The sequence below is a fragment of the Mycobacterium sp. NPDC050041 genome, assembly GCF_049541695.1.
In the GTDB taxonomy this organism is placed as follows: Bacteria; Actinomycetota; Actinomycetes; order Mycobacteriales; family Mycobacteriaceae; genus Mycobacterium.
The window spans coordinates 162,480-173,441 of sequence record NZ_JBMVDG010000002.1 but is presented as its reverse complement, the minus strand read 5'-3'; the positions used below and the strand labels follow the sequence as shown (position 1 = coordinate 173,441).

Sequence of the window (10,962 nt, the reverse complement as noted above, 5' to 3'; positions counted from 1 at the left end):
CCGGGCTGGACCGCTGGCAGGCGTGCGCGGTGACCGGCTGATCGCCGCTACCCCCTATATCTTCCAGAGACGACCGACAAAGTCTCGCGAATTCACCGTGACGCCTTGATGACAGGCGCGGCGGACTATTGCCCGAGCGTGTTCTGCATGGCGCCGGCCAGCACGTTGACGGCGGGACCACCGTTGCCGGACTGACAGACTTTTGCCTGGAGCAGCACGTTCTCCCGCTTGCGGGTGGTGGTGAAGCACCGCCGGTCCGTCCCGGCCTCCTGCTTGACCCAGTCGGCGTCGGTCGCGGTGGCGGGTCCGCCGCTGAACGTCCACACCTGGGTGGTCCCGTTGTTCAGGTGCATGGCCGTGGTCTGGCCTGCGCACCCCGACGTGCGGTCGGTGACGCGGTGGAATGCCCGGTCGGCGGCGTCGGGGTTGGCGTAGACACCGACCGCCTGCTTGACCAGGTGGGTGGTGTCGGTGGCCGACGTCTGGGCGACCGCGCCGCTGAACGAGGCGAGGTCGGGGTCGGCGTAGACCTCGGGCAGCCCGACGTCGGCCCAGTTGTTGCACGCCGGGTTGTCGACGGAGAAGGTCTGCACCGGATCGGTGAACACCGACTCCCACCGCATCGGACCGCCGACGATGTTGCCCACCGAACCCTTGGCCAGCACCGCGTACGACACCACGCCGGGGTCCGACGGCCGCGCTGCGGCCAGGGGCGCCGACGCGGTCAGCGCCAGCCCGGCGCCCAGCACCGCCCCGACGATCGCCCGCACGGTCAGACCTTCGCCGACAGCTTGACGTCGATGTTGCCGCGGGTGGCCTTCGAGTACGGGCACACCCCGTGCGCCTTCTGCATCAGGTCGTCGGCGGTGTCCTGCTCGAGGCCGGGCAGGTAGCCGATCAGATGGGCGGTCAGGCCGAAGCCGCCCTCGGAGTCGGAACCGAACCCGATCTGCGCGGTGATGCCGCTGGCGTCGTCGATCTGGACCTTCTCGTTCTTCGCCACCAGGCGCAGCGCCCCGAGGAAGCAGGCGGCGTAGCCGGCCGAGAACAGCAGCTCGGGGTTGACGCCCTCGCCGCTGCCGCCCAGCTCCTTCGGCGGGCGGGTGTCCAGATCGATCTTGCCGTCGGTGGACTTGACGTGACCGTCGCGCCCGCCGCCGCTCGCCGTGGATTCCGCGGTGTACTTGACCTCGATGCTCATGGCTTCGATCATGCCAGCCGCGCCGCGGAGGGCAAGGTGCCGGCGGTCAGCCGCCGTTGCCCTCGAGCTTCGACCGCACGCCCTCCTCGACCTTCTTGCCCAGTTCGGCGTCGACGTTGCGCCAGTACTCGAACACCCGTGACAGCACCGGTTCCCGCACGCCGTCGGTCACGTGTCCGATGATGTTGTGCGCCAACCGGTCCCGCTGATCGTCGTCGAGCACCTCGCGGACCATGGTGCCGGCCTGGCTCCAGTCGTCGTCCTCGGCGCGCAGCGTGTAGGCCGCCCGGACCATGTCACCGTCGGACATCCAGTGCGCCTCGGTGCCGCGGGCCGGGTCGGCGTGTGCGCCGCCCATCGAGTTCGGCACGTACACCGGATCGCTGGTCAGCCGCATCCGCATCGCCCCGTCCTTGGAGTAGCTGCGGACCTCGACCTTGGGTTCGTTGACCGGGATCTGCTTGTAGTTCACCCCGAGGCGGTGACGGTGCGCGTCCGCATAGGAGAACCCGCGGGCCAGCAGCATCTTGTCCGGGCTGAGTCCGGTGCCGGGCACGATGTTGTTCGGCTCGAAGGCCGCCTGCTCGATCTGGGCGTGGTAGTCGGTGACGTTGCGGTTCAACGTCATCCGGCCGACGTCGATCAGCGGGTAATCGCTGTGCGGCCACACCTTGGTCAGATCGAACGGGTTGATGCGATAGGTCTTGGCGTCCTCGAACGGCATGATCTGCATCTTCAGCGTCCAGCTCGGGAAGTCCCCGTCCTCGATCGAGTCGTAGAGGTCGCGCTGGTGATAGTCGGCGTCCTCGCCTGCGAGCCGGTCGGCGTCTTCCTGGGTCAGGAAGTCGACGCCCTGGTCGGTCTTGAAGTGGTACTTCACCCAGAACATCTCGTCGTCGGCGTTGACCCAGCTGTAGGTGTGGCTGGAGTAGCCGTTCATGTGCCGCCAGGTCTTGGGGATGCCACGGTCACCCATCAGCCACGTCACCTGGTGCGCCGACTCAGGCACGAGTGTCCAGAAGTCCCACTGCATGTGGTGGTCGCGCAGGTTGTTGGCCTGCATCCGCTTCTGGCTGCGGATGAAGTTCTGGAACTTCATCGGGTCGCGGACGAAGAACACCGGGGTGTTGTTGCCCACCATGTCGAAGTTGCCCTCGGAGGTGTAGAACTTCAGCGCGAAGCCGCGGGGGTCGCGCCAGGTGTCCGGGCTGCCCCGCTCCCCCGCGACGGTGGAGAACCGCGCGACCATCTCCGTCTTCGCGCCGGGCTGGAACACCGCCGCCTTGGTGAACCTGCTCACGTCGTTGGTCACCTCGAAGACGCCGAATGCGCCGCCGCCCTTGGCGTGGGGCTGACGCTCCGGGATGCGCTCCCGGTTGAAGTTCGCCATCTGCTCGATCAGGTAGTGGTCCTGCAGCAGGATCGGGCCGTCGGGTCCGACGGAGAGCGAGTACTCGTCGCTGGGTACCGGGTTGCCGGCGTCGTTGGTGGTGAAGTTGTTCTCGGTGGCGGTCATCGTGGTCGTTCATCTCCTCGGGGAACAGGCGGCCGTGGGGGCTGGACCGCGGACGCGCGGACGCGTCACCTCCGGGGTGTACCCGAAACCGCGATCTTGGATGCACGAAACGACGAGACGCCCCGGCGCGGGGGCGACGGGGCGTCTCGAAGGGCTGCAGAGAAACGTCTAGGCGGACACGTCGGCCGGTCCGGTGTCGCGACAGTCGGCGCACACGCCCAAGAACACCACCTCGGCACGGTCGACGACGAAGCCGTCGGTGTCGGCCGGCGCGAGACACGGCGCCGCGCCGACCACGCACTCCACGTCGGCGATGCGGCCACACGACCGGCAGACCAGGTGGTGATGGTTGTCGCCGGTGCGGGTCTCGTAGCGGGCCGAGGGGCCGGCCGGTTCGATCCGACGCACCAGCCCGGCCTCGGTGCACGCCCGCAGCACGTCGTAGACGGCCTGGGTGGACACCGAACCGAGCCGGTGCCGCACCTCTCCGGCGACCTCGTCGGCGGTCGAGTGCGGTGCGGCGACCAGCGCGTCGAGCACCGCGACACGCGGGGCGGTGACGCGCATACCGGCTGCCCGCAGGAGGGCGCGGGAGTCGGCGTCGTGCATCGCGGTCACACCATCGAGTATGCCCTCAATCTGGATCGAGTCAAGATTAGGTGCGTCACGGCCGGGCCGGGGCGGTGGTGGTCGGCGCATCGGGCGCAGCCGGCCGCTGCGGGCCGAAACCGGGTCCGCCGGGTCCGCCCGGTCCGCCCGGTCCGAACGGGCTGCCCCGCTCCATACCGCCGGGGCCCATCATCGGCGGCGGTCCGCCGTGGTGCATCATCACCCGGTCGCCGTGGCCGGGCCCACCGCCGCGGTGTCCGCCGTCGGAGGCCTTGCCGAGGATGAAGCCGGAGAAGAAGACCACCGCGACGACGAACACGACGCCTGCGACGATGCCGACCCACGCGGCGGCGGTGGTGACGCGGCTGCCGCGCCGCGGTTCACGCTCGACCACGGGCGCGGTGGATTCGGTGACGACGGGACGCGTCGCCGGTTCGGGGGATGAAGGTGTTTCGGTCATGACTCACAGCCTGCAAGCGGTGTTCAAGCGCTGATCCTGAATCAGCTATGAATCCGCTGTGAGCCATGGTGGGGATCACCAGGGCTTGAACGGGTTCACCGCGAACTGGATCACCCGGTACGGCGTCCCGCCGCGCGGTGTGGTGTTCCACTGGCTGACGAACACCCGCACCTCGTCGAGCGTGGAGCCCGGCGAGATGTAACCGCCGTACGGTTGCGCCAGCCGGTTGACCTCAGGAGGCGGCAGCACCTCGGCCGGCTCCGGCCAGTCGGTGGCCACCACCACCGTCGTCACCGGCGCCGTGCCCAGGCCCGTCGGGGCGTCGGCGACCCGGACCTCCATGTTGCCGTTGCCGGCGTTGAAGTACGACAGCACGGTCTTGCCGTCGATCTGGCGGACGCTCATCTCCCCCACGCGGTCGCCCCACAGCGCCGTGGCCGGCTTGCCCCAGCCGCCGTCCGGACCGGGCAGACCTGACCAGCCCTCCCAGGTCGACCGGTCGGTGAAGGTGTCGGGCCTCGCGCGGTAGAGCACCACCGGTGCGGTGCGGTCGAAGTTGTTGGCCACGATGTACACCCAGCCACCGGGTGAGTCCGCGGTGGGGATCGGATCGTAGTAGCCGCTGATCTGGGACTGCCTGCCGCCGTCGTAGCCGGCCTCCCGCTCCGAACCCTCGATCGTCGGCCATTCACCCTCGGCGGCTGATGCTTTCACCAATCTCGACGACTGCGGCCGCAGGTCGCGGGTGGTGGTGATCAACATCCAGTTCTCCCGGTTGACCTGCACCACCCCGGCCGGCAGCTGCGAGGACCCCGGCGGCGCGGGGTCGGCGAGCAGCGGCGTGTCGACTCCCGAAACCCCGTCGTAGCGCACGCCGTTCGGATCGCCGACGGACTCCGGGTCCACGTGCAAGGCGATCGGCGAGTACCACCCGCCGTACCCGACGCCCTGGCCGGCGAAGCTGTCACCGCACACCTGCAGGATGCCGCTGGGGAACTCCATGAACTCGCACAGGTCGGTCGCGCCGATGCCGTAGTCGCGTGTCGCCGTTCCGGTTCCGGCGGTCGGCCCGAGGCGGAGCACCTGCCCCGGCGCCAGCGGCGGCAGCACCGGGCCCGGTGCGGGCGAGGGCGGTTCGGCAAGCGCGGACGGCGCCGCGGGCAGCAGCATCAGGACGCCGAGCAGCGCCCCGACGGCGCGCCGGGTCACAACCGAGCGGCCAGCAACTCGGCGATCTGAATGGTGTTCAGCGCCGCACCTTTTCGCAGATTGTCACCGGAGACGAACAGCGCAAGCCCACGGCCGTCGGGCACGCCCGGGTCCTGCCGGATGCGGCCGACGAGCGACTCGTCCGCGCCCGCGGCGGCCAGCGGCGTCGGCACATCCGACAGCGTGACGCCGGGCGCCGCGGCCAGGATCTCCTTGGCCCGCTCGACCGAGAGTGGCTGAGAGAACTCGACGTTGATCGACAACGAGTGGCCGGTGTACACCGGCACCCGCACGCAGGTGCCGCTGACCAGGAGGTCGGGGATGCCGAGGATCTTGCGACTCTCGTTGCGCAGCTTCTGGTCTTCGTCGGTCTCCCCCGAGCCGTCGTCGACGTAGGAGCCGGCGAGCGGCACCACGTTGAACGCGATCGGCGCGACGTACTTGTTCGGCGCCGGGAAGTCCAGCGCCGAGCCGTCGTGCACGAGGTCGCGGCTGCCGGAGACGACGGCCGTTGCCTGGCCGTACAATTCGTCCACACCGGCCAGCCCGCTGCCCGAGACGGCCTGATACGTCGACGCGATCATCCGCACCAGACCGGCCTCGTCGTGCAGCGGTTTGAGCACCGGCATGGCGGCCATGGTGGTGCAGTTGGGATTGGCGATGATCCCCTTGGGTCGATTACCGGCGTCGCGGTCGAAGTTCACCTCGGAGACGACCAGCGGCACCTCGGGGTCCTTGCGCCACGCCGAGGAGTTGTCGATCACCACGGCGCCCGCGGCGGCGAACCGCGGCGCCTGCACCCGCGACATGGTCGCGCCCGCGGAGAACAACGCGATGTCGATGCCGGACGGATCGGCGGTCTCGGCGTCCTCGACCTCGATCTCCTGGCCGCGGAACGGCAGCTTCTTGCCCTGCGACCGCGCCGAGGCGAAGAACCGCACGCTGGTGGCGGGGAAGTCCCGCTCCTCCAGCAGCGTGCGCATCACCTGGCCGACCTGACCCGTCGCGCCGACCACTCCGATACTGACCATGTCCTACCGTCCCGTTCCCGCGTACACGACGGCTTCCTCGTCGCCGCCCAGTCCGAACGCCTCGTGCAACGCTGCAACGGCCTTGTCCAGTTCCGTGTCCTTCACCAGGACCGAGATCCGGATCTCCGACGTGGAGATCAGATCGATGTTCACGCCGACCTCGGCGAGCGCCTCGCAGAAGGTGGCGGTGACGCCGGGGTGGCTGCGCATGCCCGCGCCGATCAGCGACACCTTGCCGATGTGGTCGTCGTACAGCACCCGGGTGAACCCGATCTCGTGCTGCAGCGAGGTCAGCTTCTCGACCGCGCCTGGTCCGTTGTCCCGGGCGCAGGTGAAGGTGATGTCGGTCTTGCCGTCCTCGATCTTGGAGATGTTCTGCAACACCATGTCGATGTTCACGTCGGCGTCGGCGACCGCGCGGAACACCCTCGCGGCGTAGCCCGGGACGTCGGGCACGCCGACGACGGTGACCTTGGCCTCGCTGCGGTCGTGGGCGACCCCGGTGAGAATGGCGTCTTCCATGGCGATGTCCTCGATCGATCCCTTGACGATGGTGCCCGGCTTGTCGGAGTACGACGACCGGACGTGGATGGGCAGGTCGTAGCGGCGGGCGTACTCGACGCACCGCAGCATCAGCACCTTCGCGCCGCACGCCGCCATCTCGAGCATCTCCTCGAAGCTGACGGTGTCGAGCTTGTGCGCGTTCGGCACGATGCGCGGGTCGGCGGTGTACACCCCGTCGACGTCGGTGTAGATCTCGCAGACGTCGGCGTTCAGCGCGGCCGCCACCGCCACCGCGGTGGTGTCGGAGCCGCCGCGGCCCAGCGTGGTGACGTCCTTGGTGTCCTGGCTGACGCCCTGGAAGCCGGCGACGAGGACGATCTGCCCCTCGTCGAGCGCCGACCGCAGCCGGGTGGGGGTGACGTCGATGATCTTGGCGTTGCCGTGGGTGCCGGTGGTGACGACGCCGGCCTGCGAGCCGGTGAACGACCGGGCGTGCGCGCCCAGCGACTCGATGGCCATCGCGACCAGCGCGTTCGAAATCCGCTCACCCGCGGTCAGCAGCATGTCCAGTTCGCGCGCCGGCGGCGCCGGGCACACCTGCTTGGCAAGGTCGAGCAGGTCGTCGGTGGTGTCACCCATCGCCGAGACGACCACGACGACGTCGTTGCCCGCCTTCTTGGTCTCGACGATGCGCTCGGCGACGCGCCGGATGCGCTCGGCGTCGGACACCGAGGATCCGCCGTATTTCTGCACGACGAGCGCCACTGTCAGCCCTTTCAGGTGCGGATTGGTCGCACACAAGGATAAGGGGTCGGAGCACCCGGTTTTTCCCTCCGGCGGTGGGCCCGCCCGGCGGACGCTCGGTAGCGTCGAGACGTGGCCGACCCGCCGACTGACCGCACCGCCCAAACCCGGGTGCCCATCCATCCCGACCTCGCCGCGAGGTGGAGTCCGCGCGCCTTCGATCCGGCCGCGGCGATCACCGACGAGGAGGTCACCGCGCTACTCGAGGCGGCCCGCTGGGCGGCGACGTGGGGGGCGCGCCAGCCGGTGCGGTTCGTCGTGGGACGGCGCGGCGATCCGACATTCGCGGCCCTGGCCGCCACGCTGAAGAGGGGAAACAGCTACGCCCACGCCGCGGGCGCGCTGGTCCTGGTGTGCGCCGACGAGGGCGAGGACGAGCGGACGGCACGCTATGCGGCGCTGGACGCAGGCGCGGCGATCGCCAACCTGACCGTCGAGGCGGTGTCCCGGCGGCTGATCGCCCACCCGATGGCCGGCTTCGACGCCGACGCGGCCCGACGCGAGTTCGGCATTCCCGAGGGTGTCCGGCCGTACGCCGTGGTGGCCGTCGGATCGCTCGGTGACTACGCCGACGCCGACGAGAAGACCGTCGAGCGCGACTCACTGCCCCGCCGGCGGCTCCCGCTGGAGGAGATCGCCTTCGCCGAGCGCTGGGGGAAGACTGTCCTACTTCCAGAGGGTGTCGAAGGACGTCACGGAATGCCCTAGTGAGCGGGCGCTCAGCGCTCGGATCGCGCGCCGCTCGACCACTTCGAAGCTGGCGCCGACGTGTTCGTGCAGCGCTGTGCGGCCTGCCTCGAGGTCGTCGTCGAGCAACAGTTCCACGATCTGGAGGTGCTCGGCGATGGTGGCGGTCACACGCTCCTCGGTGACGAAGTCGTACATCCTGATCAGCCGGATACGCCTGTTCAGGTTGTCGAGCGCCCCCACCATCGCCATGTTCCCGGAGGCGGTCGAGAGCTCGATGTGGAACGCCTCGTCGAGCAGCACCATGTCGGCCTCCGGCGGAGGCGGGCTGGCCTCGAGTGCGCGCCACTGCGTGCGCAACGCGGACAACCGCTCCTTGTCGTAGCGCAGTTCGGCGGTCTCCAGGATCCGGGTGATGCCCCGCAGTTCGATGGTGATTCGCAGTTCGTAGAGGTCACGGACGCCCGCGATGTCGAGTGCCACCGGGTAGTAGCCGTCAGGTCTGCGTTCCAGCATGCCGTCGGCGTGCAGCCGCACCAGCGCCTCGCGCAGCGGAGTGCGGCTGACGTTGAGCGCGTCACACAACTGCGACTCGACGAGCCTCGTGCGGTCGTCGATCTCACCGGTCATCAACTTCTTGCCGAGGTCGACGTACACCCGGTCGCGCAGGGATGCCGGCTCGTCGACCGCGGCTGGTGCCACCATGCGTTGACGTCCTCCTTTGTGAAACGGCCGGCTCTGCCCGAGCTCCGCCTCCGATTATCCCGCGGACGCCACCCGCGGTGCGGTGATCGACCGGTCCGTCATCTGATCGAGGGCCGCCAGCACCGCCTCGGTGGTGGCGTGGGCGCCGAACACCCCGCCCTGCATCGTGATCATCTTCAAGGCGGCCACATGGTTGCCGTGGTCGGTGGCGCCGGTGGCGTCCGAGACCACCAGGCACTCGTAGCCCCTGTCGTTGGCGTCGCGCATGGTGGTGTGGACGCACACGTCGGTGGTGATCCCGGTGAAGATGATGTGCGTCACGTCGTTGCTGCGCAGGATCAACTCGAGGTCGGTGGCGTAGAAGCTGCCCTTGCCGGGTTTGTCGATCACTGGTTCACCGGGCAGCGGCGCCATCTCCGGGACGATCTGCCATCCCGGCTCGCCGTGGGTGAGGATGCGCCCGCACGGTCCGAGGGACCCGATCTCCGCACCGATTCGGGCGGAGCGCCAGCGCTTGTTGGCCGGCAGGTCCGACAGATCCGGGCGGTGGCCTTCGCGGGTGTGGATGACCAGCAATCCGGCAGCGCGGGCCGCGGCCAGGATCTGCTGTGCAGGACCGAGCGGCGTGCGAACCAGCGACAGGTCGTATCCCATGGTGTCGACGTATCCGCCCGTGCCGCAGAAGTCGACCTGCCAGTCGATGTTGATCAGAGCCGTGCGGCCGGCGGCGATGTCGCCGTCGTAGGGCCACGGGTACGGGTCGGCGTCGACGGTGATCGGTGTGCTCACGCGTTCTCTCCACTCAGGACGGGTTGGGCGACGGGTGCCCCTGCCGGAACGGCGGCACCGCGTCCCGCATAGGTCAGCAGCGTGAACGCGACGGCCCCGGTGAGCATGGCGACGACGGCGTCGGACAGCTGCGGTGCGTAGAAGTGCGTCGCCAGGGCCACCGCGGCCCCGGTCGCCCACGCGGCGAACGGCTTCCAGTACAACCCGCCGCGTGCGGGAGCCCGCATCGACGCGAAGACCAACTGATCGAGGATGATGATCACGCCGATCGGCGGAACGAGGACACCGAGGATGTTGAGCCAGGTCGCGAAGTACGACCAGATTCCGGCCACCGCAGCGACGGTGCCGAGGATACCGAGGACGATCGTCAACTGGCGCATGGTCTTTCCGGTGATGTTGCCGAAGCCGACAGCGCCGTTGTACAGGCAGTGCGCGCACACGCTACCGAGGTTCACGAACACGAAGACGATGGCCAGCGGCACCAGGATCCCGCCGCCGCCCACCAGGACGTGCAGGAAGTCACCGCCGGTGGTTTCGGCCGCAGCGGACGCGCCGAGTGCCACCACCAACGCCCCGACCAGCTGAGCGATGAAGTAGGCGACGGGGAACGCCGCGAAGGCCGCCAGCGCGCCCTGCTTGCCGCTGCGGGCCCACCTCGTGAAATCCGCTGTCATGGTGCCCGAGTCCGCGAAGCAGGCGATCACCATCGTCACCGCCACGCCGAAGCTGAACGCGCCGGCACCCGCCCCACCGTCGTACGAGAACGCCGAATCGAATCCGGTGTCACCTGCCGCCAACACGACGGCGACCACGCCCAGCGGCACGAACAGCACCGAGGCGACCACCCCGATCCAGGAGATCGCCCGGATCCCGACGAACGTGAGTGCCACGAAGAGCAATCCGGCCAGCAGCGTGATCCAGGTGGCACTCCAGCCCATCGAGACATTGAGCGTGGAGCCGACCATTCCGGTCTGGAAGGCGAACCAGCCGATCACCAGAACGGACAGGAACCCCGACACGATGCGAAACCCTTTGGTGCCGAACGTGTCCGCCGCGGTCAGCGCGAAGTTCTTGCCCGACCCGCCCGCGAGGTAGCTCAGTGTCCCGACGTACCCCATCAGGATGAGATCGCCGACGAGGATCGCGACGAGTCCCGTGACGAAGCCCAGGTTGTAGACGACGATGCCCGAGAAGACCGCCGACGTCATGATCATCGGAAAGCCCACCCAGACCGCCGACACCGCGAACAATGACTTTCGGGCGGACGCGGGAACGGGTTCGTTCTCATACTCCTCGCCGAGACCAGACTCATCGGGGGCGGCGGCTGTTGTCGGTGTTTCCACGGCTTCGCTCTTTTCGCAGCAGGGACCGGATACCCGTCTGTATCCGCTGCTGTATACAGTGCGGTATACGAATTGCCACCCTGTTTCCGCTGGTGAACGCTTCG

12 protein-coding genes are annotated in these 10,962 nt (G+C 68.8%); 1 reads left to right on the top strand and 11 read right to left on the bottom strand.

The window, feature by feature from the left end; all coding sequences use genetic code 11:
• Positions 1–125: 125 nt before the first annotated feature.
• The 8 genes from ACPCHZ_RS06135 to ACPCHZ_RS06100 all read right to left on the bottom strand — a co-directional run bounded on the left by ACPCHZ_RS06135 (position 126) and on the right by ACPCHZ_RS06100 (position 7,295).
• A complete protein-coding gene (locus ACPCHZ_RS06135) occupies positions 126–761 on the bottom strand; it encodes a sensor domain-containing protein (RefSeq protein ID WP_423484655.1) in 636 nt (211 codons plus the stop codon).
• An 11-nt stretch (positions 762–772) separates the two neighbouring features.
• Positions 773–1,201, bottom strand: coding sequence for an organic hydroperoxide resistance protein (locus tag ACPCHZ_RS06130; protein ID WP_423483947.1), 429 nt, complete (start codon positions 1,199–1,201; stop codon positions 773–775).
• Between the two features lie 46 nt (positions 1,202–1,247).
• Positions 1,248–2,717, bottom strand: a complete 1,470-nt coding sequence (locus tag ACPCHZ_RS06125; protein WP_269896269.1) for a catalase — start codon at positions 2,715–2,717, stop codon at positions 1,248–1,250.
• Between the two features lie 168 nt (positions 2,718–2,885).
• Positions 2,886–3,326, bottom strand: a complete 441-nt coding sequence (locus tag ACPCHZ_RS06120; RefSeq protein ID WP_423484654.1) for a Fur family transcriptional regulator — start codon at positions 3,324–3,326, stop codon at positions 2,886–2,888.
• A gap of 55 nt (positions 3,327–3,381) precedes the next feature.
• A complete protein-coding gene (locus ACPCHZ_RS06115; protein WP_423483946.1) occupies positions 3,382–3,786 on the bottom strand; it encodes a hypothetical protein in 405 nt (134 codons plus the stop codon).
• 75 nt (positions 3,787–3,861) lie between these two features.
• The gene (locus ACPCHZ_RS06110; protein ID WP_423484653.1) at positions 3,862–4,956 is read right to left on the bottom strand and encodes a DUF4185 domain-containing protein; all 1,095 of its coding nucleotides are present in this window, start codon (positions 4,954–4,956) and stop codon (positions 3,862–3,864) included.
• 35 nt (positions 4,957–4,991) lie between these two features.
• A complete protein-coding gene (locus ACPCHZ_RS06105; protein ID WP_423483945.1) occupies positions 4,992–6,026 on the bottom strand; it encodes an aspartate-semialdehyde dehydrogenase in 1,035 nt (344 codons plus the stop codon).
• Between the two features lie 3 nt (positions 6,027–6,029).
• Positions 6,030–7,295, bottom strand: a complete 1,266-nt coding sequence (locus ACPCHZ_RS06100; RefSeq protein WP_364983074.1) for an aspartate kinase — start codon at positions 7,293–7,295, stop codon at positions 6,030–6,032.
• A 111-nt stretch (positions 7,296–7,406) separates the two neighbouring features.
• Between ACPCHZ_RS06100 and ACPCHZ_RS06095 the strand changes: the two genes are divergently transcribed.
• A complete protein-coding gene (locus tag ACPCHZ_RS06095) occupies positions 7,407–8,042 on the top strand; it encodes a nitroreductase family protein (protein ID WP_423483944.1) in 636 nt (211 codons plus the stop codon).
• On the opposite strand, the gene ACPCHZ_RS06090 is transcribed toward ACPCHZ_RS06095, so the two are convergent.
• From ACPCHZ_RS06090 to ACPCHZ_RS06080, 3 genes are read right to left on the bottom strand one after another with little or no spacing between them, the layout of a single operon-like run.
• Positions 8,001–8,726 (bottom strand): GntR family transcriptional regulator, encoded by a 726-nt coding sequence (locus ACPCHZ_RS06090; protein WP_423483943.1) that lies wholly within the window; start codon positions 8,724–8,726, stop codon positions 8,001–8,003. The two genes, ACPCHZ_RS06095 and ACPCHZ_RS06090, sit on opposite strands and share 42 nt — an antisense overlap.
• A 54-nt stretch (positions 8,727–8,780) precedes the next feature.
• Positions 8,781–9,515, bottom strand: a complete 735-nt coding sequence (locus tag ACPCHZ_RS06085; RefSeq protein ID WP_423483942.1) for a cysteine hydrolase family protein — start codon at positions 9,513–9,515, stop codon at positions 8,781–8,783.
• Positions 9,512–10,858, bottom strand: a complete 1,347-nt coding sequence (locus ACPCHZ_RS06080) for a cytosine permease (protein ID WP_423483941.1) — start codon at positions 10,856–10,858, stop codon at positions 9,512–9,514. Before ACPCHZ_RS06080 ends, ACPCHZ_RS06085 begins: the two co-directional genes overlap by 4 nt.
• Between the last annotated feature and the right edge of the window lie 104 nt (positions 10,859–10,962).

Coding starts and splice junctions, on each gene's coding strand:
- ACPCHZ_RS06130 (WP_423483947.1), bottom strand. CDS start 1,201: ATGAGCATCGAGGTCAAGTACACCGCGGAATCCACGGCGAGCGGCGGC.
- ACPCHZ_RS06125 (WP_269896269.1), bottom strand. CDS start 2,717: ATGACCGCCACCGAGAACAACTTCACCACCAACGACGCCGGCAACCCG.
- ACPCHZ_RS06120 (WP_423484654.1), bottom strand. CDS start 3,326: ATGCACGACGCCGACTCCCGCGCCCTCCTGCGGGCAGCCGGTATGCGC.
- ACPCHZ_RS06115 (WP_423483946.1), bottom strand. CDS start 3,786: ATGACCGAAACACCTTCATCCCCCGAACCGGCGACGCGTCCCGTCGTC.
- ACPCHZ_RS06110 (WP_423484653.1), bottom strand. CDS start 4,956: ATGCTGCTGCCCGCGGCGCCGTCCGCGCTTGCCGAACCGCCCTCGCCC.
- ACPCHZ_RS06105 (WP_423483945.1), bottom strand. CDS start 6,026: ATGGTCAGTATCGGAGTGGTCGGCGCGACGGGTCAGGTCGGCCAGGTG.
- ACPCHZ_RS06090 (WP_423483943.1), bottom strand. CDS start 8,726: ATGGTGGCACCAGCCGCGGTCGACGAGCCGGCATCCCTGCGCGACCGG.